Here is a 22259-nt window from a genome sequence, read left to right on the forward strand (position 1 = left end):
TTCGGGTGGTGGGGTGGTCAGAGCAGTTCGGCGTCCTGTTCGACGCACAGCAGGGCGGGTCCCTCGATGGCGAACAGCGCGGTCATCGCGGTGTCGAGCTGGTCGGTGGCGCGGACCCGGATCCCGGTGGCGCCGCACAGCTCGGCGTAGCCGGCCCAGTCCGGGTTGCGCAGGCTGGTCTGCCAGACCGGGTAGTCGCCGGCCAGCTGCTCCTTGCTGATCTTCCCCAGGGCGTTGTTGTTGAGCAGCACGTGCTTGATGCCGATGCCGTACTTGACCGCCGTGGTCAGCTCGGCGGCGTACTGCCCGAAACCGCCGTCGCCGGTCACCGCGACGATCGGCCGGTCCGGGGCGGCGGCCCAGGCACCGAGCGCGGCCGGGTAGCCGAATCCGATGGAGCCGAGGTAGCCGGACATCAGCACCGGCTGCCCACTGGACTCCAGGTATCGGCCCAGCGAGTAGGCGTGGTTGCCGACGTCCACGGTGACCACGGCGTCCACCGGCAGGTGGCGCGACAGGGCGTCGAACACGGCGGCCGCCGGCACGCCCCGGCCCCGGTCGTCGCGCGTGCGGCGGTGCTTCTCCGCGCGCCAGATCGCCCAGCGGGCGGCCACATCGGGGCGCTGGTCGGTGGCCTTGACCTCGCCCAGCGCCTCGACCAGCGCCGACACGGTGAGCCGGGCGTCCCCGACCAGCGCGGCGGTCACCGCGTCGAAGCGGCCGACGGCGGAGACCTCGTCGTCGATCTGCAGGATCGGCTTGTAGGGAGCGATCCCGGTGTGGTTGGCGAACGAGGCGCCGACCACGATCAGCAGGTCGGACTCGTTCATCAGCCAGCTGGCCACCGGCGTTCCGCTGCGCCCGAGCACCCCGGCACCCAGCGGGTGGGTATCCGGCACCAGCCCCTTGGCCTTGAACGTGGTGACCACCGGCGCGTGCAGGCACTCGGCCAGCCGGGTGATCTCCCCGGCCGCGTCCCGGGCACCGTGACCGACGATCAGGACCGGGCGGCGGGCGTCACGGACCAACGCGGCGGCGGTGGTCAGCTCACCGGGGGTGGGCAGGATCCGCCGGCCGGCGCGCCGCCCGTCGGGCACCAGCGCCGGCGCGTCGCTGGGCTGCACCTGTACCTCGTCCGGGAGCACCAGGTGAGCCACGCCACGGGCGTCGACCGCGTGCTTCACCGCCAGCGCGGCGAGCTCGGCATGGTCGCTGCCAGCGGTCACCGTGCTGCTGGACACGGCCACGTCCCGGAACACCGCGGTCAGGTCAAGATCCTGGAACGCGCCCCGGCCGAGCACCTTCGAGGGCACCTGGCCGGAGATCGCCACGACCGGCGCGCCGTCCAGCTTGGCGTCGTACAGCCCGGTCAGCAGGTTCGTCGAACCCGGCCCGGCGATCGCGAAGCACGCCGCCGGGCGGCCGGTCAGCTTGCCGTACGCGCTCGCCGCGAACGCCGCCGCGCCCTCGTGCCGGATCCCGATGTAGCGCAGCTCGCCGCGCTCCTCGGCCCGGCGCAGCGCTTCGGCAAACCCCAGGTTCGAGTGCCCGACCATGCCGAACACGGCCGTCACACCCCACGCCACCAGGGTCTCCACCATTACATCCGCGACCGTGCGCGGCCGGGCCGGCTGCTCCGGGAGCTGGACGTACACGCCGTCGCCCCGCTCGGCGACCGGGTAGGTCGGCACCCCGTCGGAGAACCCCTCCGGCGGCCGGCCGGTGATCGGGTGGTAGTCGTACCCGTGCCACGGGCAGCGCAGCCATCCCTTCTCGATCGCCCCCTCACCGAGCGGGCCACCCTGGTGCGGACAGCGGTTCTCCAGCGCGCCCAACTGTCCGCCACAGCGGCTGAGCGCGACGGAACGACCATCCACCACAACACCACGCACCCGCCCGTCCTCGGGCACGTCGGCCGGATCGACGCGATGCCAATGGCTGTCGGACATGTAACGCCTCCTCGGTACTCGGACACTGACCGGAGGACCCGGCACGGGGTCAGTGCCCCGAGGGGCGGCGGGCGTTACACGAGGAGACGAGATGACCACGACGGAACCGGGGGCACTGGCCACCACCCGGCGGACGCTGCACGGCATCGCCGAGCTGTTGCTCGCCGGACCACAACACCGCAACGCCGGCACAATCCGGCTCCAGGTCACCCCGGGCGGGTTCGGCACGGTGGTCGAACGGGACGCCGGGCCGTGGCTGCGGGTGGACGGACCGGCCCTGCTGTCCGGCCACACCCGGATCGACCTCGCGGGGCGGACTTACAACGAGGTGGCCGCGACGGCGGGCATCCGGGCGGGTGCCCCCGAGGACGTGTACCGGGACGGGGCGGGCGTGGACGCAAACGAGCGGATCACCCTGGATCCCGATGCCCTGGCGACGATCGTGCGGGCGTTCGAGGACGGTGACCGGGCCCTGCGCGGGTTCGCGCCCGAACTCACGCCGGTTCTGTGGCCCGAACACTTCGACGTGGCCGTCACGGTGGACGAGGTCAACTACGGGGTCTCCCCCGGCGACACCGGCATCGGCGAGCCCTACGCCTACGTCGGGCCGCACCGCCCCCGGTCCGGGCCCTTCTGGGACGCGCCGTTCGGCGCCGCCCGCACCGTCCGCCAGCTCGGCGACACCGCCGGTATCCAGGCCTTCTTCGACGAAGGCCGCGCCGAAGCCCGGCGCTAGCCGCGCCCGGCCCGACGCTGGCCGGGCCCGGCCGCCAACCCGAGCAGGGCGGTGCCCACCGCGATGCCCACCTGGGAGAGCACCCCAAAGGGCCAAAAGATGTGGTTCTCCAGAAACCCCCAGCCACCGATCAGCACGAGCGCGCCACCCGGCCAGACCACCCGCTGCCCCCCTGGCACGAGCGCGGCCGCGGTCAGCGCCCCGGCCACCAGGAAACACCACGACCCAACCAACCCGAGCTGGTCACCCACGCCGATCAACCGGGCCGCCTGATCACCGGTCTGACCGTCCCCCTCGACAACCACACCGGCCGCGATACCGGCCAGCACGTCCAGCGCCGTGTAGAACACGGCATACCCGTAGCCCGCGATCCGCGCTAACCAGGCCATGGGCGAGCGGTTTCCGAGCAACAGCACCCAGAACGCCACCGCCAGCAACGGGAACAACGGCAACAGCACCACGTGCATGGTCCACCAGTGATGCGCGGTCGCCACCGTAAGGCCGGCGGGGTGGGTGAGACCGACCCCGGCCAGCACGAGACCGGGCACCGCCAAAGCCGCGGCACGGATCCAAACCATCAGGCCACTGTGCCAGCCCGCTCAGCGGCGCAGCGCGGTCTCCCGCTTCATGTGGGACAGCTTCTCCGGATTGCGCACGGCGTAGAGGCCGGTGATGAGGCCGTCGTCGATGCGCACCGTGACGACGGTGTCGACCTCGCCGTTGTGTCGGAGAACCAGCGCCGGGTAGCCGTTGACCTGCGCCGGGCGCAGCGACATCTCGGCGGGGATCCGGTTCAGCCCGTTGGCCAGCACGCGGGCCACCCGGTGGGCCCCGACGATGGGCGAGCGCGCGGCTTGGGCGACCCCACCACCCCACGCGGTCGGCGCGCGGTGACGTGCGACCGCGCCCGGTGCGCGATCTGGCGGACCGACGGGATGTCCTCAGTCGCCATTGTCGTAAGACTGCGCGATACCCCAGAAGTCGATCCCATCGATCGCGTCCCGGACGAGGTCGAGCGCGTCTTCAGGCATCGGGTCCGGCCCCACGAACCGGTTCTCATCGAGCGCCCATCCAACCGGGAGGCCGTCGTTGAGTGCCTCACGTAGCTCGAAGCACAGGCCCTCCTGGTCAAAATCCGCGCCCTCCGCGCCCCAGCGCGAACGCAACCGCGCATCCACCCAATCCTCGACCGTGTCCTGGCCGGTGGCAGCGGCCCAAGTCGGTCCCAATGACGTCACCAGAGCAGGGTGGCATTCACGGCGCCCGCACACGAGTGGCCGAACGCGCTCAGGCGGGTTCATCTGCACGTGAAGTCCGGCCCGAAAAGCGCCACCTGCCGCTCACCATTCGGTTCATCTGGCCACTCGACCAGTTGCGCCAGCGACGGATCCCTCATCGACGGTCCTCGGTCGCCGGCGCCGCGGCGACTTTCGCGGCGGCCCGGGCGAGGGCCGCGACTGAGGGGGACGTGCTGTGTGCGGGCCAGGCGAGCACGAGGACACTCGGTGGAACATCGGTCACCGGGACCGTGGTCAAGTCCTCGCGCAGGGGCGTGGTCAGCGAGCGCGGTAACACGGCGATCTTGCGCCCCAGCGCGATGAGGTGCATCAGTTCGCTGAGACTGCCGACTGCGCCGGTATCGGTCGGATCGTGTTTGTGCAGCCTTTCGCGCTCGAGATCGCTCATGCGCAGGCCGGGCCGATGCGCGAGCGGGTGGAACGCGGGCAGCACCGCGACGGGCGCCTCGCTGAGCAGCGTTTCGGTGTCCAGCCCACTGAGGTCGTCAGCCGGTGTGTAAAGCAGGGCAGCGTCGGCGCGTCCTTGGCGCAACGCGTTCGTGCGGTCTCCCTCGAAGACCACCTCGACCGGTAACACGTCCGGTTCGCTCTCGTAGGCCGCGAGCATGGCCGGGAGGAGGCCGGCATCTCCACCAGGCTTGATAGCGAGGACCAGGCGGGGGTCACGCGCACCGGCGCGCTGGGTCCGCGCGGCCGCGGCCGACACCGCGTCCAGCGCCGTGCGGGCGTCGCGAGCGAGCACCTGGCCGGCCGCGGTCAGCGTGACCGAGCGACTGGTCCGTACGAACAGGCTGATTTCCAGCCGGCGTTCCAGGCGCCGGATCGCCTTGGACAGCGCCGGCTGCGCAATGCCCAACTGGCTCGCCGCGCGCCCGAAGTGCAATTCGTCGGCGACCGCCAGGAAGTACGCCAGCTCCCGCGTCTCCAACCGATCCATTCCTCCAGGTTATCGATCACGGTCCGGTCGGTCTTGGACGCACCACATCCGGCGGTGGTGAGGTGAGAATCGTCGGCTCGCGCGGTCGGCGGATGAACACCGATGCAAGGAGAGATCACGCATGCCCACCATCGCTCTCGTAGCCGCCGGTACGCGCCTGGGTCTGTCGCTCGGCAGGGTCTTCGGCCATCGAGGCTTCGACGTCGCGCTGATCGCCCGCTCCGAGCAACGACTCGGCGAACTCACCGCGAAACTGGCGGAAGAAGGTGTCCAGGCGGCCGGGTTCGCGGCCGATGTCACCGACCGCTCCGCGCTCACCAGCGCCCTGAACCGGGCCGCGGAGCGGTTCGGCCGCATCGATGTGTTGCACTACTCATCGGTGCCGGTAGGCGACACGTGGATTCTGAGGGACGCGTCGGAGCTGACCGTGGAGAACCTGAAGCCGCAGGTCGAAAGCATCTGCTACGGCGCCATCAGCGCCACCCACGCAGTGTTGCCCGCGATGGTGAGCGCGGGCAGCGGCACGCTGCTGTACACCACGGGCGGCAGTTCGGTCACGCCAACCCCATGGGCCGCCACCACCGGCGCCGCGGGCGCCGCGCTCCGGAACTGGGCACTCACCCTGAACGGCACGCTGGCCGGCAAAGGCATCTACGTCGGCCATGTCGCCATCGGCGTGTGGATCGCCGGAACTCCGGGCATGCCCGATGACGCATCGCCGATGGAACCGGACACCATCGCCCAGCTCTATTGGGACCTTCACACCACCCGCAACACCGCCGAACGCGTCATCACCGCCTGACCAAGGCGCGGCGGCCCCATGGCGGTGACGGCAGGGGCAGCCGCGCAGGGGGCGATCGGCCGCGTCACGGATGGTTTCTCTGCAGTTTGCGGTTCTTGCTCCGATATCCCGAACCTGCCACCGGCGCCCGGAACCCGGTTCGCGCATCGGTCACCGACCTGGCTCTTTCCGTATCGAAACAAACAAGGTTCAAATAGTTGCGCTCGGCCTCTGGATGGAAAGACATTTTGCGTTCGGACAAGGATCCACGGTGCCGAGCTGGTCGACTTGCTCGAGACGTGTAGTCCAGGTGCGTTGGCGACCATGGCGGTTACGCCGCATAGGTGGTCAACGGCGCCACGGGCGAGATGGTGTCCCTGAATCAGCCGGCGAACTTGTCCCGCACGGTTGCGCACGGTTGTGAGCCGGCGCGCGGGCGGCACCGCTGGGCGATAAAGCGGTCAGCGAGAACATGCGTGCTGGTGAGAGTGATTTGCGAAGCTGCCGCCCGAGCCCCTACGTGATGGCTTGGGCGGCATCTTCTCCCCCGGCGCGCTCAAAGTCCCCATGTGAGCGGTGCCACATCGGAAGTGTAGAGCAGCGGAACACATAAACGATCAAGAGGCAAAGGGGTGTCGCGGCTCATTTTGAAGTGCGATTAGAGAGTACTAATTATGGACGAATCGACCCGTGTGGGTGAGCGCTGGTCGCGGGAACCTACTATAGGCGCGTGTAATATGTTGAGGCCCGGATGAGCTGTTTCCTGATATCTCCCCCGACGTCAGGTAGGGGCTCATCCGGGACCATTCGCGGATCGATGACTTTTTGCGAAATTGCATCTCTGCCGCCGCCGAACGCCCTCGCCTGACTCGGTCGCCCGGACTTGTTCGGCCACGTTCGACACGACAACACACCCGACTTCGGCTCGAGTTCGCCACGGATCCGACACGAGGACCGCGCAGAGTGCATCGGCGAGCCGATTCAGCGACGCGCCGGGACACAGTGTCCTTTCGGAAGGTGCTGCTTCGACCAGGTGACAGCGTGTCGAGCCCAACCGCCCTGTGACTGAAGTAACACTTGGGGCTATCGTGGTCTTCGCGGAGTCGGTGCTCATCGTTCCTGGGCGGCGTGAGGGCTCGGGGAGTCGTCATCACTGCGCCTAGGGCGCGCGCGACCCCGCAATGGGTTAGGTCGCCGTCCGGGCAAGGTGCATTTGCCCGGACGGCGACATCCCGCCAGCCATCAACACCGCAACTGAACGACTGCTCTGGATTTAGCCTCGTCAGAGCGATGAGTCTGCCTGCCGCCCGAAGTCTGCCCTCTTGACACTCCCGCCCAGATAGGGCGAGAAGCGGAGCATCCGCGGCCCTTGGAGGAGAGGGAGGCCAGAATGAGCAATCCGATTCGGCTGTACATGTCGATGTCGCTCGACGGTTACATCGCTGGCCCGGACGATCGACCGGGCCAGGAGCTCGGACGCGCCGGCGGACGCCTTTTCAACTGGCTCGACGACCGGGAATCCAACGGTCCCAGTGGACAGGTTTACCGCGAGGCGCTGGCGACCGGCGCGGTAATCTCCGGCCGTCGGACCTTCGAACTCGCCGGGCGTTGGCAGGGCGACCATCACGACGGTGTGCCGATCTTCGTCCTCACCCACCATGTGGAGGACGGGGACGTGCCGCCCGGCCACGCGCGATTCGTCACCGACGTGCAGGACTGCGCCCGTCAAGCTCGCGCGGCCGCCGGGGACCGGCCGGTCATGGTCCATGGGGCGGGTGCGGCCCAGGCGCTCCTGCGAGCCGGGCACATCGACGAGATGGAGATCCACCTGATTCCGGTCCTGCTCGGGGACGGCCGACGGCTGTTCGACCACCTCGGTGGCGATCACATCGAACTCGACCTCGTCCGACGGCTTGACGACCGAGACGTCACGCACCTCCGCTACCGAGTGCGCCGACCCGAGTAGGCCGCGTGAAGACGCTCTTCGTCGCCTATACCGGGACACCAACTGAACACGCGACTGGCGTGCCTCGGGCGCATTCCGGTGAAGACCCGGCCGGAGTCGACACCGTCGTTCGCCCGGCCGCGTAAGCAACCCGCCGAGTCGCAGGTCCGTCGGACTCGGTAGTTGCCCGCCGCCGGGTCGACCATCCCCGCCCCGCGCCGATCGGCGCCTTGCAAGACGCCATGCGGACTCCTAATGCCCCTAGGCAGGCGTGTAAGCACCACGGCGACAGTCAGGAGAAGCGGGCGGGGATCTGGCGGGGCTCGGTCGAGGAGGTCCACGCCACCTCTTCCTCGAGGCAGACGCACGAGGTACGCGCGAGGACCTCTTCGACTGCCACTCGGATCTCCAGTGTCGCCAGGGGCATGCCGACACAGCGGTGGATTCCCCAGCCGAAGGCCAGGTGGTCGTTTGCCTTGGGGCGGTCGAGTCGGAACTGGTCGGGTGTGTCGAAGTAGGCCGGGTCGCGGTTGGCGCCGGCATACAGCAGCATCACCCGCTCGCCGGGCCGGACCGTCACGTCGCGCAGCTGGACCTTCGCCCGTGCGGTTCGGGCGAACCAACGCAACGGTGTGTGCAGGCGGACCGTCTCCTCGGCCGCGACGGCGATCAGCTCAGGCTCGGCGCGCAGCCGGGCCTGCAGGGTGGGGTCCGACGCCAGGCGGGCGAGGAGGCATGCGGTGGCGCGGGCTGTCGAGTGATGACCGCCGACGAGCAGCGCGACGATCGCGCCGTGGATCTCGGTCTCGGTCAGGCTGAGCTCGGTGTCGTTCCGGTAAGCGATGATCTGGCCGAGCCAGTCATCACGCCGAACAGCGATTCGGGAGGCCACCATGTCCTCGAGGATCTGCCGTAGCCGGTGTGCGGGGTCGCTGCCATCGGGTAACGGGGTCCGGTAGAGAAACAGCGCTTCAGCGAGCTGCTCGACCTCTTCCTTGAGCTCGGGCGGCGCACCGATCAGGTCGAACATGACGTCCAGGGACAGCCGGAAGGCGTAGTCCTCGCCCAGGTCGACGCGATTCCCGCCGCACGCGAGCGCCTCGTCGAGGAGGCGACGGGCATGACCGCGTACCCGCGCCTCTAGGGTGGGCGCGGCCCGCGGCCCCACGGCCTCGGTGAGGATGCGCCGGTGAACCGTGTGCCGGGGCCGGTCGTACTCCAGCGCGAACGTCGGCGGGGTCCCGTTGGGCGGGATCCGCACACCCATAGATGAGACGAAGCGCCGGTCGTCGGCGGCGATGGCGCGGACCAGGTCGTGGTCGACGACGGCCCAGAACCCGCCGTGCTCGTCAGACCAGGCGATTCCGCCAACCTCACGGATCTGCTCGTAGCGGGCGAAATCGGTGAACCGCATCTCCTGATCCAGCGGGTCGAACGAAACACGCGCGCAGGCACCGCTCCTCATCGAGCACCCCAATTCATGAACTGAACGGTTTAGTTCAGGAAAATCTAGGTTCGGCTGCCCGTGGTGTCAACCGCCCACCGGTTGACCGTCGTAGGCTGGGCGCATGAACGCCGACGCGGCGCCCTCGCCCCGGCCGCGACGAGGCAGACGCCGCGACGAGTCGAAGGACGTCGCGGCGCTCGAGGCCGCGCTCAAGCTACTGGCCACCGAAGGTCTCGCCGGGTTCTCCATGGACCGCGTCGCCGCGGCCGCCGGCATCTCCAAAGTGACCATGTACACCCGGTGGCCGAGCAAGACCGAACTCATCGGCGCGGCGCTCAACCACCTGCAGGTCGACCACGTCCCAGCGCCGACCGGCAACGTCCGCGACGACCTCGTCGCGCACCTCGAGGCGATGCGCGTGCAGTACGAGGAGTCCGGCGGAATGGGCATCGTGGGCAACTGCCTCGCCGACGAACCCAGCTCGGGCGAGCTCCTGGCGATCGTGCGGCGCAGCACGCTGCTGCCGAGGCGCGCGCATTTCGCGCAGGTGCTGCACGCGGGGATCGGCCGGGGGGAGCTCTCCCCCGACCTCGACGTCGAACGGGCCACCAGCATGCTCGTCGGACAGCTCTACGCCGACCACCTCGCCGGGCTCGAGGTGTGCCCCGGCTGGGCCGAGGCCGTCGTCGACGGCGCACTCGCGGGACTCGCCCCGCGCGCCTAACTACTGAAACGACCTTAAAAGATGCGGCACCTACCACCGCGGCGCGCCGCCAGGTGCGTATCGCTGACTCGCGGCATCGAGACTCTCCTGGCCTGCCCCGGAGCCGACACTCTCGGCGAGAACCGGAGGGCATATGGTCGCGTTGTCGAGCGAGCGATCGCTTTACCGAGTTCCCCGGCACATCAAGCACCAGTTCGGAAGTTACCCAGGGGCGGCGAAATCAGATGGATGATCTTGAGTTGACGGAGGGGTTGGAACCCGAGCGATTTCGGCCCGCTTTGCATTCCTGAGTCAGTTTTCGAGAGGCTGTCTTTGCTGTTCAGCGCAATATCGGCGCGCCCATTGGCAGCTCCGGTGCACCGAGGTCCTGGCGAAGCCCGTCGAAGAGGATGTAGGCGTACACGGCGCAGAACACGAACGTGGTGAATCCGGCGATGGTGGCGAAGACGGAAGTACCGGTGACCACGTTGGCGTATACCAGCGCAAAGGTGACGTCGACGAACACGAAGCCGGCCGTGAACACCAAGGGAAGACGCAGCGTGGCGATGGTCATGAAGACGAAGACGATCAGCCAGGCGAGTGTGTAGGGGGCAAGCACCTGGGGCGCCTGGTCCGGGCTGGTGAGGCCGAACCACTTGTTGCTCAGGCCCATCAACATGAACCCGAAGCTCAGCCAGAACGCGGCGTACACGCCCAGGACGGCGGATACGGTGCTGGCTTCCAGCCGTGCCGCCCACAGAGTGGCGATCAAAAGGAACAGCCCCGAGGACACGGACACCGCGGCAATCATTCCCCCAGGCAACGCTGTGGGCAGGTAGCCGATGAGCCACAATCCCAGCGTGAGACCGCCGGGCAGGAACCCGGTTATGCCGAGTAGTGCCGGGTTGCCGGGCGAGACAGCCGCTGGGGCCGGCTCGGCTCGGTCGGCCGCCGCGTGCGCGCCGGAACGCACCTCACTTTCCGTACTGCTCATGGTTACTCCTCGATCAGGTTCTGATTGCTCGATTGGTCACGGAGCTCGTACACGGCTAATTGCGCGGTGTGTGATTTCTGCCGTCCAGATAGTTATTCACACCTGGGGTCAACTCATTGCACTCAATAGGACTGGCAGTACTTTACGCTCGGCGAATCAGGCCGGCAAGGGTACGACGACCCAAACCGTTCGTTCGCTAAAACCTACCGTTCATAGGCAATTTTGCACCGTTCAGCCGGTCAATTTTCCAGCGTGCCGATCTCGCCTCTGGGCCAGTCTACCCACCGGCGCCAGACGAGGCTCGGAAACGCTTTGTCGCCTTGGTGGGCGCGCTTGCCGGCATCCAAGTAGAGCTGGACGAATATCCGCTCGCCGCCCGCCGTCCATCCTGTTCAGATGCGGCCAGGTAGCGGCTCATCGCTGTGCCCTGGCTCCGCGTCCAGCCGGTCAAGGTGCTCCGGCCACCAGACCTTGCGCCAGTACCGGGGGCAGCGTGGCCCGGACCGCCTCGGCGCCGCCCACTCGCGCCCGTACAGCACACCGACCGCGAACCCGCTCTCCCTGCCAGCTCCGCCTCGGTGACCAGCTCTCGGATCGCCCAGCGGCCGACCACACTGTCCTGGTGCTCGCCGAGCAGCCGGCGAGAGTTCTCCAACCGGCGGTCGAACCGCTCGGCCGGCTACCGACCACCGGGCGCACCACCTCCTCGATCGCGGTGAGGACCTGGTCGGAGACGTTGCCGATCCGGCCCTCTTCCAGGCGGACCGGAGCGGGTGGCTCGGCGGAGATCCTGCTCGGCTCCACCACGCTCGCGGTCAGCGGCCAGGCGCGCTGCCCCGTGGTGGGAGTGCGGCGCTGGCCGCTGGGCACCGAGGCCGGACCCGTCGTGCTGGGCGTGAGCTCGGTACCCGCCGACGCCGTCGCGATCGAGGTCGCGTTCGACCTGGCCAACCGGCGCGGCCGCCCCCTCGTCGTGGTCGTCACAAACTGATCTTGAACACCCTCCTGCCATGTCCACGGCCGCACGCCGTTAGGGCTTACTCATCTAGGGTTCCGGGTCATCCTTCGACCGTCCGCACCGTGTGCGCGGCGAGCAGGTCGATGTCCCAGCGGATGCCGTGACCCGGTCGCTCCGGCGGCATGGCGCGGCCGGCGGTGACGGTCAGCGTCTCGGCGAGCAGGTCGTCGAGCAGCGGGAAATGCTCCAGCCAGGTTGCCGTGCGAGCCGAGGCGCCTAGGTGTACGTGCAGTTCGGGGAGGAAGTGCGGGGTGATGCTCGCACCGTGCGCCTCGGCGAGCGCGTCGATCCGACGAAACTCGGAGATTCCGCCCGCCAGGGGTGCGTCCGGCATCCAGATCGGCGCGACGCCCGCGAACGGTGCGAACTCGGCGAGTCCGAGCAGGTGCTCCCCCACGGCGAGCGGCGGTGTCGGACCCGCCGCCAGCGCGCGGTGCGCAGCCACGTACCGGGATGGGATCGGTTCCTCGAACCAGGTCACTCCGAGCTCGACCAGCCGGGGGGCGAGCCACAGCGCGGTGGCCAGGTCCAGTCGTTCGTTGGCGTCCACCATGATCCCGACCTCGTCGCCGAGCGCGGTGCGCACTGCGGCCACCCGCTCGATGTCCTTCGCCGGTGGATGCACCCCCACCCGCAGCTTGACCGCCGGATAGCCCTCGTCGCGGTAGCTCAGCGCGCCGGAGACCAGCTCGGCGGTGCTCATCGCATGGGTCGCCCGGCCGCTGCCGTACACCGGCACGTCGTCGCGCTGCGCCCCGAGCAGTCGGAACAGAGGCAGGCCGGCCCGCACCGCGCGCAGGTCCCACACGGCGATGTCGACCGCCGAGGTAGCCAACAGCGGGATGCCGACTCCGAGCCGGTGCGTGCCGTCCCGCAGGCGATAGCGAGCGCGGTCCCAGTCGGCCAGGTCGAGCCCGCGCACCGCGGGCAGGTGCAGCTCCTCCAGCAGCGCGGCCGCCGCGACCATCCCCGGGCCGAGCGCGTAGCTGAACCCGGTACCGCTCGCGCCGTCCGCATCGGTGAGGGTGACGACGACCAGTTGCAGCTGGGTGGCACCGGATCCCCCGCGCGCCGCGCCGAGCGGCATCTCGACCACCCGCAGGTGCACCCGCTCGACGCATCCAGACGTGATCATTCCGAGCAGCCTCCGACGGCGGTTAGGGCTCCAGGAGGGAGCGGTGCTTCGTCTCCGGCGTCCGGGCCAGCGCGACCGCGCCGAGCAGCGCCAACACCGCCGCGTAGCAGCCGAGCAGCACCGGCGGTCGACCGCCGGCCACCAGCGCGCTGCCGATGAGCGGGGCGAACCCGCCGAGCAGGCTGGCGAGCATGAACCCGGTCGAGGCGCCCACGTACCGGACCCTGGTGGGGAACAGCTCGGCGAGCCAGGCCCCGACCGGCCCGAGGATCAGCGTGAACGGCACCATCGTCAGACAGAAGCCGAGCGCGATGAGCCCCGGCCGGGCGGTGCTCAGCAGCGCGAACGCGGGTACCACGCACACCGCGAGCCCGACGGCGCCGACCGCCATCGGCACTCGGCGGCCGAACCGCTCGACCACGAACGCGGCCGGGATAACCAGCACGCCGTGCGTCGCGGCGGCCGCGCAGGCGATCGCCACCATAGTGCGCGGGGGCAGGCCCAGCGCCGCCGGCCCGTAGGCCACCGCGAACGTGGTGATCAGGAACCAGGTGGTGAGACCGCCGAGCACGGCCAGCGTCCCGGCCAGTACGCGGGCCGGGAACTCCCGCAGCACCGCGATCAGCGGCGCCCGGACCAACTGCCGTCGCGACGCCGCCTGGTCGAACACCGGCGACTCGGTGACCCGCAGGCGCACCCACAGCCCGACCGCCACCATGACCACGCTGAGCAGGAACGGCACCCGCCAGCCCCAGGCCAGGAACCCCGCGGGACCGGCGATCTCCGTGGTGAGCGTGAAGACCGCGGCCGCCAGTACGAACCCCAGCGGGGGCCCGATCTGCGGGAACGCACCGAACATCGCGCGCCGGTTGGCCGGGGCGTGCTCGGTAGCCAGCAGCACCGCGCCACCCCACTCGCCGCCTACCGCCAGGCCCTGCAGGACGCGGCAGACCACGAGCAATACCGGCGCGGCGACCCCGGCGCTCCCATAGGTGGGCAGCAGCCCGATCGCCACCGTGGCACCGCCCATCAACAGCAGGCAGATCAGCAGCGCGCGCCGCCGGCCGACCCGGTCGCCGATGGTGCTGAACAGCGCGGATCCGACCGGGCGGGCCACGAAGGCCACCGCGAAGCTGGCGAACGCGGCCAATGTCGAGGCGGCCGCGCTCCCGGACGGGAAGAACAGAGGGCCGAGCGCGAGTGACGCGGCCATCGCGTACACGGAGAAGTCGTAGTACTCGATCGTCGTGCCCACCAGGCTGGCCGTGGCGACCTTCGCCGGGCTCGTGCTCGTGGTGCGTATCGGGGTGCTGGGAACTACGCCGGTCATGGTCCCTCCGTCGGGATCGGGCGAAGCGAGAGGGGCGCCCGCCCCCTCCGGCGACCCCGAAACATATTATCAGTACACGGACGAATGTGGCGGACGACGGCGTGGCCCGTCAAGGGCGGGAGGGTCAGTCCTCGCGGTAGTCGAGGAGCCCCTTGTGCTCCTCGAGCAGGGTGGTGAGCAGCGCCACTAGCCGCTCGCGCTGCTCGACGTCCAGTCCGTCCAGCATCGCGTCATTGACCTGGGTCGCGCGCACCGTGGACTCCGCGTATAGCGCGCGGCCGGCGGAGGTCAGCCGCACCACCCGGCGCCGGGCGTCCCGCGGGTCCTTGACCTGGCTGACCAGGCGGCGCGCGGCCAGCCGACGGACGACGTCGGCCGTGGTCGAGCGGTCGAGCCGGACCTTCGAGCGCAGCGCGGTCTGGGTGAGCGGCCCCTCGTGCGCGAGCGCGTGCAGCAGGGCGAACTGCGGTGAGGTCAATCCGCCGGGGAAGTGCTCCGCCCAGATCGCCACGTGCAACTGCTGGCAGGTCCGCAGCAGGTGGCCAATCATGCCGGCCAGCTCGAACTCGACCGGCTCGAGGGGCCGTTGTCGCGGCGATGCCACAGACCCACCCTCCGCTGACGGTCCGGTGTCGCGCACGCCGGACGGCGCGTCTGAGGAGATCATACAAGCAACCCGACGCACAGGTCATCTGGAATCCGTCAGTATGCCGACTAATGGTCCTCTGGTCCTCTGGCCCGCCCCTTGATGCCGTGGTTCGACCGGAATCCGCCCAGCAGGGTGTCCGCCCAAAGGAACCGCTCCACCGCCGCCTGGTCGCGCCCGGCCGAGTAGCGCTCGCGGTGCACCAGTTCCTCCAGCGGGCGGCGCGGGGTGGGCGAGGGCCGCACCGCCGGATGGCCCACGCCGAACATGTCGTAGATCCGCAAATGCCGGGGTATGCCGAGCCAGGACTTCAGCATCGTGCCCATATACGGCGAACTCACGTCGCTGATCCATTGCGACCCGAGACCCAGCGCGGCGACCGCGAGGTGCGCCAGCACGGTGGCCTGGGCGAGACTGCTCACAAAGTGCGACTCGCCCTTCTCCAGCGCGGTGCGCACCGGATAGGCGTCGATCACCCGGGGATCGCCGAGGACTAGCACAAGCACCGGCGCGTGCCGAAATCCGGTGTATCCGATGTGGTTGCGATGCCCCCACACGGCCTCCTGCATCTCCCGCTTGTCAGCCATCTGCTGGGTGTACAGCGTGGCGATCCGCTCCCGCATCTCGCGGCCCCGGATCACCACGAACTCCCAGGGCTGGGCGTTGCCCGCCGACGGCGCCCACCGGGCCACCTCGAGGATCTTGTCGATGGTCTCGTCGGAGACCTCCCTCTTCGGGTCGATCGCCCGCACCGAGCGCCGGTACCTCGCCAGTGCCAACAACTCGTCATAGCCGGCCGCGCCAGGCGGGGTCGCCACCCCGGCCTCCGTGCCCACAGCCTGCTCGGTCGTGCGCGCCACCTCGCTCACCGCCTTCGGGTTCCGGTCGGTGAGGGACCGCGCTCGTCGCTCGCAACGGTCACGGCCAGGGTCCCGATGCGCGACAGCGTCACGGTGATCTCGTCCCCCGCCGCGATCGGACCCACCCCAGCGGGCGTGCCGGTGGCGATCACGTCGCCGACCTCCAACGTCATCACGCTGGAGACGTAGGACACCAGCTTCGCTACCCCCCAGATCAAGCTCCGCGTGTTCGTCTTCTGCCGGATTTCGCCGTTGACCACACACTCCAGGTCGACGTCGTCGCACGGACCGGCCTCGTCGGCGGTGACCAGCCAGGGACCCAGCGGCGTGAAGGTGTCGAAAGACTTGCGGGTCGAGCGGTCCTCGCCGCCACGCATTGTGATGTCCAGGCAAGCGGTGTAGCCGGCGACGTGACCTAGCGCGTCGGCCTCGCTCACCCGGTGGGCCCGGCGGCCTATGACCGCCGCCAGCTCCCCCTCCTGGTCCACCCGGCGGTCGGAGTAGGGCAGCCGCACGACGCCGCCGTGCGGCAAGAGCGAGGACGGCGCTTTGAGGAACACCGCGAGGTCGGAGATGTCCACGGTCATTGCCATCTCCGAGCGGTGGTCGCGGTAGTTGACGGGCGCCGCGACGATCTTCGTCGGGTCCGGGACCGGCGGGCCGAGCCGCACGCTGGCGAGCGGGACGCTGTTCGTCGGCGCGGGCGCGGGCAGAGCCTTCCGAACCTGGTCCCACCGCTCCAGCAACCGACGCATCGCGCTCTTTGTCCCTGGCACGGTGTAGCCACCGACCAGTAGGCCACCGAGGTCAACGACCCGGTCGCCGGTGACGTAACCGACCCGGCCGTCGTCGTAGGTCACTAGTCGCATGAGCACCTCACCCACCTTGGACTAATTCACTCTGTATACGGACGATATTCAGCATGATGCACTCAGTCAAGCAGGTTGACAGTTATTCAGAGGTTCTGGCAGAGTCATCAGCATGCGGACGAACTCGCCTCAATTTTTAATCTTGGGCGGTGGCATCGGTGGGCTGACCGCCGCGCTAGCACTGGCCCGCGCTGGCCACACGGTGCGTGTATTGGAGCGGGCGCCCGAGTTCGTCGAGGTCGGCGCGGGCCTGCAGGTCGCCCCGAACGCCTCCCGGGTGCTCGACCGGCTCGGCGTGCTGGATGCCGTCACGGCCGATGCGTTCTTCCCCCGCCGCCTGACGCTGCGCGACGCGCTGAGCGGCCGGCCACTGGTCGCGCTGGGCACCACGTCCGCGTTCCTCGGCCGCTTCGGCTACCCCTACTTCGTCACCCACCGGGCCGACCTGCACCGGGCGGTACTCACCGCGTGCCGAGACACCGGCCTGGTCGAGCTGCTGGCGTCCCGGCGAGTGGTGGAGATCGAGCCGCGCCCGGCGGGAGCCGTGGTGCGCTGCGCCGACGGCGCCGAGTACCAGACACCCGCCCTGATCGGTGCGGACGGGCTGCACTCGGCCACCCGCGCGCTGCTGGTCGGCGACGGTGACCCGGTCGACTCCGGGTACGTCGCCTACCGAGGCACCGTCCCGGTAGAGGCGCTGGCCGAGCACGGCGGGCTGGGCGAGCCGGACGGCATGGTGATCTGGGTGGGACCCGGCCTGCACCTAGTGCAGTACCCGGTCCGTCGCGGCGAGCTGTGCAACCAGGTCGCCACGATCGACACTCGCCGCCACACCGCGCACGCCGGCGACCTGCGCCGCCAGCTCGAGCACGCGTTCGCCGGGGTCTGCACGCGAGTGAGGGCCGGCATCGGGCTGATGGACACCTCGCGGAGCTGGGCGATGCTCGACCGACCGCCGGCCACCGGCTGGAGCCGAGGCGCGATCACCCTGCTCGGCGACGCCGCCCATCCGATGCTGCAGTACCTGGCCCAGGGCGCGTGCCAGGCGATCGAGGACGCGGCCGTCCTGGCGGACCGGGTGAGCGAGCACCCAGGCGACACCGAAGCGGCGTTCAAGGCGTACGAGACGCTCCGCGCGCCGAGAACCGCGCGGGTGCAGACCACCGCCCGCACCTGGGGTCAGGTGCTGCACGTCGACGGCATTGGCGCCGAACTGCGGGCCGCGCTGCTGGCCACCCGCGCCGAGGACGACTTCGACGTCGTCGACTGGCTCTACGGCTTCGACCCCACCGACGCCCCGAGGAGGCTCACTGCATGACCACCAACGCCATCCAGACGTCCGCGCCAAGGAGGGTGCACTTGTGACCAGCACCGACGCCAACACCGCGTACACCGAGATGGACGCGATGAACGTGGGCGCGCTGTGGCGCCATCTCGGCGACCTCTTCCCCACCGAGCCGACCAGCCGCGCGGTGCCCTACCACTGGAGCTACCGCCAGCTGCGGCCCTACATGCTGCACTTCGCCGACACGCTGTCCATCGAAGAGGCACAGCGGCGCGTCCTAATGTTGATCAACCCGGGGCTGCGGGACATGTCCGCGACGGTCACTGGCCTTTATGCCGGCATCCAGGTGATCCTGCCCGGCGAGCAGGCACAGGCGCACCGGCACTCCGCGAATGCGTTCCGGTTCATCATCGAAGGCTCCGGCGCCTACACCACCGTCGCTGGGGAGCGCGTGCACATGAGTCCCGGCGACTTGCTGCTGACCCCCGGCTGGCGCTGGCACGACCACTACCACGAGGGCGACGGCCCCATGATGTGGTTGGACGGTCTGGACTTCCCGCTGGTCAACGCCCTGGACGGGGCATTCTTCGAGCTCTACCCGGACTCCGCGCAGAAGGCCGACGTACCGGATGACCTGTCCTCGCTGCAGTTCATCCACGGCCGGTTGAACCCGTCGTGGATCGGCGAGCGCACGGCGAGCTCTCCCATCGGCCGCTACCCGTGGGCAGAGACCGAGCGGGCGTTCACCGCCATCGCCGAGCACGCCACCGGCAGCGAGGTCGACGGAATCGCACTGGAGTACACCAATCCATTCACCGGCGGACCGGTGCTGCCGACCATGGCCTGCCGCGTACAGCGGCTGGTGCCCGGCTTCCTCGGAGCCGCTCGCCGCCACACCGCCAGCACCATCCTGCACGTGGTACGGGGTGAGGGCACCACCATGGTCGGAGAGCAGGCGATCAACTGGGCGGAGAAGGACGTGTTCATCGTGCCGCCGTGGGCCACCTACCAGCACCGCAACGGCTCGACCTCACACGACGCGGTGCTCTTCACCTACACCAACGAGCCGGTCGTCAAGGCTCTCAGCCTCTACCGGGAGGAGATCCTCTGACCTGTGCCCGGCGTCAGGCGTCCCCGCTGAACATCCACATCTCTCAGCACAATCGCTAAGGCCAGCCGGACCGGGTACTTGGGCGGCACCCCCCGGTGGGGGTGTTGGCCTGACCGGTTCAGGAGTACCCGTGGTGGGTGGCACACCATGAGAAGCATGGCCATGGCACGAAGGGTGAACAGCGTGGATCGGGTACGGAAGCAGCTGGCAAGGCTGGGCGAACTCGACCGCGGCTACTGGAGCGCGGTGGCGCTGGGCGGGCAGCACGCGGCGCTGGGCGAGGCGCTCCGGCGGCTGGTTGGCGACCCTGGATTTGGCGTCGCCTGGATCAGCCAGCCAGGCAAGGACGGCCACCTGGCCATCCGGGTCACCGGGGGCACCCGCACCGGCCTGCTGCGCAATCTGGCGATCGCCCCCGGCTCCGGCCTGACCGGCAAAGTATTCGACACGGTCGACGTGCACTGGGTGGACGAATACTTCGCGGCGGAATCCATCACCCACGATTTCGATCGACACATCGCGGCAGAGGGCATCACCCGACTGATTGCGGTCCCGATCATGAGCGAGAACCGGGTCTCCGGGGTGCTGTCGGTCGGCCGACGCACCGATGGCGTGTTCGGCGACCGCTCGATCGAACGAATAGTCGCCACGGCAAACAGCGCCGCGCTGGCCGGGGCGGTCGCCGAACGGACCCGACAAGCCGCCGAGATCGCCGCACACGAGGAACGGCGAAGGTTCGCGATGCAGCTACATGACAGCGTCGGCGCCATGCTGTACGCGATCACCGCCGGAGTACGCGGTCTCGACATCGAATCGTTGGACGAACCGTTGCGTCAGCGGCTGGCGACGATCGAGGACCAGGCCGCTGAGGCGGCCTGACTGCTGCGTGAGTCGTTACGGGCGCTGCACGCCTCACCCACCGAGCTGGCCCTATCGGTCGCGCTGCAGGCCGATTGCCGCTGCTTCGAAGAACGCAGCGGGCTCAAGGCTCACCTGCTCACCGTCGGCGAGATGCCCACACTGTCTGCCGAACGCATTCGACTGATCAGCACCGCGGTTCGGGAGGCGTTGCTCAACGCGGAGAAACACGCCGAAGCCAGCGCGATTGTGGTAACTGGGCTTGACCAGCATCGCTGACTCGCTCGCTCGGGCAGGGGCCGACTGGACGTGCATGCCGCGGACGGTGGCGGCACCGTGTGGCGGGCCTGGCTGCCCCTGTAGCGAAACTCCTCACCTCACCTCAAGCCTTCCACCTCACCGCTCCGCCACGCATCGTGCACGCCCAGTTGGGGGTGCACGATGCGGGCGAAAACCGACACCCTGCCTATCCACCGGCCGAGCAACATGGGCAGCGAACAGTTTAAGATGACTGGTCATATTCAATCGGCAACCGAGGAGACCTGACATGAGCGACCTGACCGAATCAGTTATCGCCGCGTACGGCGGGCTTGCCCGGTGGAACGAGCTGTCCGAAGTGCGAGCGCACCTGCTGGTCGGCGGCGTGCTCTGGGGGCTGAAGGAGCAGGACGGGGTGATCAACGACTGCAGGGTCCGGGTTGACCTCCACCGGCAGTTCACCAGTCACTACGCGTTCGCCGACGGCGTGCGGACCGCGGTGACACCGGAGCGGGCCGCGATCGAGACTGAGGACGGGCAGGTGGTTGCCGAGCGGGCGAATCCACGCGCAGCGTTCGACGGACACACCGCCGAGACACCTTGGGACCAGCTACACCTGGCCTACTTCGGCGGCTACGCGATGTGGAACTACCTGACCACCCCGTTCACCTTCGCGCAGTCGGACTACCGCACCGCGCAACTCGAGCCCTGGGAGGAGAACGGCGAGGTCTGGCAGCGACTGCGGGTGACCTTCCCACAGCGGGTCGCCACGCACTGCCCGACGCAGGTCTTCCACTTCGGCGACGACGGACTGCTACGGCGCCATGACTACCAGTCCGAGGTGATCGGGTGGGGGCCGGCGGCGCACTATGTGGCCGGCTATGGGGAGTTCGACGGCATTCAGGTGCCGACCTGGCGGCGGGTGTACCCGCTCGACGGATCCGGCGCGGTCGACCGGAGCACTGTTCTGGTCTCTATCGACCTCGACGACATCTCGTTCGGCTGATGTGGACAGTCCCGTGGCTACCCCGTTCAGTGAGCGCAACCCGATCGTCATCGGGTTGGTCAGCATGGTGGCCATCGCCGCCCTGCTGTTCGTCGCCTACCGGGTGGACGCGCTGCCGGTGATCGGTTCCGGCCCGGAGTACCAGGCCGAGTTCTCCGAGGCCGCCGGGCTGGCCACGAGCAACGAGGTGCGGGTGGCCGGCGTGAAGGTCGGCAAGGTCACCGGCGTGGAGCTGGCCGGCGACCACGTGCTGGTCACCTTCCGGGCCAAGGGCGTGAAGATCGGCGACGCGAGCACCGCGTCCATCCAGATCAAGACGCTGCTCGGCGACAAGTTCCTGTCCGTCGAACCGGCCGGGGACAAGGAGCTGAGCAAGCCCATCCCGCGCGAGCGGACCGTCGCCCCCTACGACGTCGTGCAGGCGTTCAACCAGCTGTCGGACACCGTCCGCGAGCTGGACACCAACCAGCTGGCCGGCAGCCTGCGCACGCTGTCCGAGACGTTCAAGGACACGCCGGACGAGGTGCGCACCTCGCTGGACGGGCTGAGCCGGCTGTCGGTGACCATCGCCTCCCGGGACGCCCAGTTGGCGCACCTGCTGGACGGCACCAACCAGGCCACCCACCTGCTGGCCAACCGCAACGAGGACATCAACCGCATCCTGTCCGACGGCGCCAAGCTGCTGGACGAGCTGCACAACCGGGAGCGCGCGATCAAGCAGCTGCTGGACGGCACGCGCGACCTCTCCCGCGAGCTGCGCGGCCTGATCAAGGACAACGAGAAGCAGATCGGCCCGACCCTGGACCGGCTGGACCGGCTCACCCGCACGCTGGAGAAACACCTGGACGAACTGACCACCGGCACCCGCAAACTCGCGCCCTTCGCCAGCATCTTCGGCAACGCGATCGGCAACGGCCACTGGGTCGACAACTACATCGACGGGTTTGTCCCGGACGCGGCGACGGTACCGAACACCGGCCAGCTGCCCAGCGGCCCGCTACCGAGGCTCGGGGGTGACAAATGACCGGCCGGGACTGTTCCAAGATCGGTGTTTCCGGCCCGACGCGCCGGGCTGAGGTCCGGCGAGATGGGC

Annotated in this window: 22 protein-coding genes and 1 pseudogene; 10 read left to right on the top strand and 13 right to left on the bottom strand. The window is 69.2% G+C overall.

Going from position 1 to position 22259, the window contains the following annotated elements; genetic code table 11:
• Window positions 1-17: 17 nt before the first annotated feature.
• Window positions 18-1949 carry a thiamine pyrophosphate-binding protein gene (locus tag ABEB12_RS06960; protein WP_185062931.1) on the bottom strand — a complete coding sequence of 644 codons (1932 nt, stop codon included), beginning with the start codon at window positions 1947-1949 and terminating at the stop codon, window positions 18-20.
• Window positions 1950-2040: 91 nt separating this feature from the next.
• Between ABEB12_RS06960 and ABEB12_RS06965 the strand changes: the two genes are divergently transcribed.
• Entirely contained in the window at window positions 2041-2685 is a 645-nt protein-coding gene (locus ABEB12_RS06965; protein ID WP_185062932.1) for a hypothetical protein, read from the top strand.
• Here the strand turns inward: ABEB12_RS06965 and ABEB12_RS06970 are convergent.
• The 4 genes and pseudogenes from ABEB12_RS06970 to ABEB12_RS06985 form a co-directional block, all read right to left on the bottom strand.
• The gene (locus ABEB12_RS06970) at window positions 2682-3263 is read right to left on the bottom strand and encodes a hypothetical protein (RefSeq protein WP_185062933.1); all 582 of its coding nucleotides are present in this window, start codon (window positions 3261-3263) and stop codon (window positions 2682-2684) included. The genes ABEB12_RS06965 and ABEB12_RS06970 overlap by 4 nt on opposite strands.
• Before the next feature lie 21 nt (window positions 3264-3284).
• Window positions 3285-3616: pseudogene (locus ABEB12_RS06975) on the bottom strand (RNA polymerase subunit sigma-24); the annotation flags it as partial.
• 10 nt (window positions 3617-3626) lie between these two features.
• Window positions 3627-3923 carry a hypothetical protein gene (locus ABEB12_RS06980; protein WP_185062934.1) on the bottom strand — a complete coding sequence of 99 codons (297 nt, stop codon included), beginning with the start codon at window positions 3921-3923 and terminating at the stop codon, window positions 3627-3629.
• A 154-nt stretch (window positions 3924-4077) separates the two neighbouring features.
• Complete coding sequence (locus tag ABEB12_RS06985; protein ID WP_185062935.1) at window positions 4078-4920, bottom strand: LysR family transcriptional regulator; 843 nt, start codon at window positions 4918-4920, stop codon at window positions 4078-4080.
• Between the two features lie 121 nt (window positions 4921-5041).
• On the opposite strand from ABEB12_RS06985, the gene ABEB12_RS06990 reads away from it, so the two are divergent.
• Together ABEB12_RS06990 and ABEB12_RS06995 are read left to right on the top strand one after the other, a co-directional pair.
• A complete protein-coding gene (locus ABEB12_RS06990) occupies window positions 5042-5722 on the top strand; it encodes an SDR family NAD(P)-dependent oxidoreductase (protein WP_185062936.1) in 681 nt (226 codons plus the stop codon).
• A 1369-nt stretch (window positions 5723-7091) separates the two neighbouring features.
• On the top strand, window positions 7092-7667 hold the full coding sequence (locus tag ABEB12_RS06995) for a dihydrofolate reductase family protein (RefSeq protein ID WP_185062937.1): 576 nt from the start codon (window positions 7092-7094) through the stop codon (window positions 7665-7667).
• Window positions 7668-7938: 271 nt separating this feature from the next.
• Here ABEB12_RS06995 and ABEB12_RS07000 read toward each other — a convergent pair whose 3' ends face one another.
• Window positions 7939-9060: a cytochrome P450 gene (locus tag ABEB12_RS07000; protein WP_185062938.1), complete on the bottom strand. Its 1122-nt coding sequence runs from the start codon at window positions 9058-9060 to the stop codon at window positions 7939-7941.
• Window positions 9061-9214: 154 nt separating this feature from the next.
• Here ABEB12_RS07000 and ABEB12_RS07005 point away from each other — a divergent pair, with 154 nt between their 5' ends.
• The gene (locus ABEB12_RS07005) at window positions 9215-9817 is read left to right on the top strand and encodes a TetR/AcrR family transcriptional regulator C-terminal ligand-binding domain-containing protein (RefSeq protein WP_185062939.1); all 603 of its coding nucleotides are present in this window, start codon (window positions 9215-9217) and stop codon (window positions 9815-9817) included.
• Between the two features lie 319 nt (window positions 9818-10136).
• Here ABEB12_RS07005 and ABEB12_RS07010 read toward each other — a convergent pair whose 3' ends face one another.
• Window positions 10137-10769: an acetate uptake transporter family protein gene (locus tag ABEB12_RS07010; RefSeq protein ID WP_345702624.1), complete on the bottom strand. Its 633-nt coding sequence runs from the start codon at window positions 10767-10769 to the stop codon at window positions 10137-10139.
• Window positions 10770-11412: 643 nt separating this feature from the next.
• Here ABEB12_RS07010 and ABEB12_RS07015 point away from each other — a divergent pair.
• The gene (locus tag ABEB12_RS07015) at window positions 11413-11781 is read left to right on the top strand and encodes a hypothetical protein (RefSeq protein ID WP_185062941.1); all 369 of its coding nucleotides are present in this window, start codon (window positions 11413-11415) and stop codon (window positions 11779-11781) included.
• Window positions 11782-11848: 67 nt separating this feature from the next.
• Here ABEB12_RS07015 and ABEB12_RS07020 read toward each other — a convergent pair whose 3' ends face one another.
• From ABEB12_RS07020 to ABEB12_RS07040, 5 genes are all read right to left on the bottom strand, one after another.
• Entirely contained in the window at window positions 11849-12943 is a 1095-nt protein-coding gene (locus ABEB12_RS07020) for an enolase C-terminal domain-like protein (RefSeq protein WP_185062942.1), read from the bottom strand.
• Between the two features lie 22 nt (window positions 12944-12965).
• Window positions 12966-14273, bottom strand: coding sequence for an MFS transporter (locus ABEB12_RS07025; protein ID WP_185062943.1), 1308 nt, complete (start codon window positions 14271-14273; stop codon window positions 12966-12968).
• A gap of 124 nt (window positions 14274-14397) precedes the next feature.
• On the bottom strand, window positions 14398-14877 hold the full coding sequence (locus ABEB12_RS07030; protein ID WP_185062944.1) for a MarR family transcriptional regulator: 480 nt from the start codon (window positions 14875-14877) through the stop codon (window positions 14398-14400).
• A gap of 110 nt (window positions 14878-14987) precedes the next feature.
• A complete protein-coding gene (locus tag ABEB12_RS07035; RefSeq protein ID WP_185062945.1) occupies window positions 14988-15779 on the bottom strand; it encodes a nitroreductase family protein in 792 nt (263 codons plus the stop codon).
• Between the two features lie 5 nt (window positions 15780-15784).
• Complete coding sequence (locus tag ABEB12_RS07040; RefSeq protein ID WP_185063144.1) at window positions 15785-16648, bottom strand: fumarylacetoacetate hydrolase family protein; 864 nt, start codon at window positions 16646-16648, stop codon at window positions 15785-15787.
• Window positions 16649-16790: 142 nt separating this feature from the next.
• On the opposite strand from ABEB12_RS07040, the gene ABEB12_RS07045 reads away from it, so the two are divergent.
• The 3 genes from ABEB12_RS07045 to ABEB12_RS07055 all read left to right on the top strand — a co-directional run bounded on the left by ABEB12_RS07045 (window position 16791) and on the right by ABEB12_RS07055 (window position 19923).
• Window positions 16791-17966, top strand: a complete 1176-nt coding sequence (locus ABEB12_RS07045; protein ID WP_345702625.1) for an FAD-dependent monooxygenase — start codon at window positions 16791-16793, stop codon at window positions 17964-17966.
• Between the two features lie 43 nt (window positions 17967-18009).
• Window positions 18010-19044 (top strand): cupin domain-containing protein, encoded by a 1035-nt coding sequence (locus ABEB12_RS07050; protein ID WP_221498238.1) that lies wholly within the window; start codon window positions 18010-18012, stop codon window positions 19042-19044.
• A 156-nt stretch (window positions 19045-19200) separates the two neighbouring features.
• Entirely contained in the window at window positions 19201-19923 is a 723-nt protein-coding gene (locus tag ABEB12_RS07055; protein WP_185062947.1) for a GAF domain-containing protein, read from the top strand.
• 51 nt (window positions 19924-19974) lie between these two features.
• Here ABEB12_RS07055 and ABEB12_RS07060 read toward each other — a convergent pair whose 3' ends face one another.
• A complete protein-coding gene (locus tag ABEB12_RS07060; protein ID WP_185062948.1) occupies window positions 19975-20175 on the bottom strand; it encodes a hypothetical protein in 201 nt (66 codons plus the stop codon).
• Between the two features lie 274 nt (window positions 20176-20449).
• Here ABEB12_RS07060 and ABEB12_RS07065 point away from each other — a divergent pair, with 274 nt between their 5' ends.
• Together ABEB12_RS07065 and ABEB12_RS07070 are read left to right on the top strand one after the other, a co-directional pair.
• Window positions 20450-21166 carry a hypothetical protein gene (locus ABEB12_RS07065; RefSeq protein ID WP_185062949.1) on the top strand — a complete coding sequence of 239 codons (717 nt, stop codon included), beginning with the start codon at window positions 20450-20452 and terminating at the stop codon, window positions 21164-21166.
• A 64-nt stretch (window positions 21167-21230) separates the two neighbouring features.
• Window positions 21231-22190 (top strand): MCE family protein, encoded by a 960-nt coding sequence (locus ABEB12_RS07070; RefSeq protein ID WP_185063146.1) that lies wholly within the window; start codon window positions 21231-21233, stop codon window positions 22188-22190.
• Window positions 22191-22259: the final 69 nt, after the last annotated feature.

Source organism: Actinospineispora eucalypti (assembly GCF_039543365.1).
Taxonomy (GTDB): Bacteria; Actinomycetota; Actinomycetes; order Mycobacteriales; family Pseudonocardiaceae; genus Pseudonocardia; species Pseudonocardia eucalypti.

Coding starts and splice junctions, on each gene's coding strand:
- ABEB12_RS07040 (WP_185063144.1), bottom strand. CDS start 16,648: ATGCGACTAGTGACCTACGACGACGGCCGGGTCGGTTACGTCACCGGC.
- ABEB12_RS07070 (WP_185063146.1), top strand. CDS start 21,231: ATGGTGGCCATCGCCGCCCTGCTGTTCGTCGCCTACCGGGTGGACGCG.
- ABEB12_RS07005 (WP_185062939.1), top strand. CDS start 9,215: ATGAACGCCGACGCGGCGCCCTCGCCCCGGCCGCGACGAGGCAGACGC.
- ABEB12_RS07065 (WP_185062949.1), top strand. CDS start 20,450: ATGAGCGACCTGACCGAATCAGTTATCGCCGCGTACGGCGGGCTTGCC.
- ABEB12_RS06990 (WP_185062936.1), top strand. CDS start 5,042: ATGCCCACCATCGCTCTCGTAGCCGCCGGTACGCGCCTGGGTCTGTCG.
- ABEB12_RS07055 (WP_185062947.1), top strand. CDS start 19,201: ATGGCCATGGCACGAAGGGTGAACAGCGTGGATCGGGTACGGAAGCAG.
- ABEB12_RS07060 (WP_185062948.1), bottom strand. CDS start 20,175: ATGCTGGTCAAGCCCAGTTACCACAATCGCGCTGGCTTCGGCGTGTTT.
- ABEB12_RS07000 (WP_185062938.1), bottom strand. CDS start 9,060: ATGCGGTTCACCGATTTCGCCCGCTACGAGCAGATCCGTGAGGTTGGC.
- ABEB12_RS06965 (WP_185062932.1), top strand. CDS start 2,041: ATGACCACGACGGAACCGGGGGCACTGGCCACCACCCGGCGGACGCTG.
- ABEB12_RS07025 (WP_185062943.1), bottom strand. CDS start 14,273: ATGACCGGCGTAGTTCCCAGCACCCCGATACGCACCACGAGCACGAGC.
- ABEB12_RS06960 (WP_185062931.1), bottom strand. CDS start 1,949: ATGTCCGACAGCCATTGGCATCGCGTCGATCCGGCCGACGTGCCCGAG.
- ABEB12_RS06985 (WP_185062935.1), bottom strand. CDS start 4,920: ATGGATCGGTTGGAGACGCGGGAGCTGGCGTACTTCCTGGCGGTCGCC.
- ABEB12_RS07020 (WP_185062942.1), bottom strand. CDS start 12,943: ATGATCACGTCTGGATGCGTCGAGCGGGTGCACCTGCGGGTGGTCGAG.
- ABEB12_RS06970 (WP_185062933.1), bottom strand. CDS start 3,263: ATGGTTTGGATCCGTGCCGCGGCTTTGGCGGTGCCCGGTCTCGTGCTG.
- ABEB12_RS06995 (WP_185062937.1), top strand. CDS start 7,092: ATGAGCAATCCGATTCGGCTGTACATGTCGATGTCGCTCGACGGTTAC.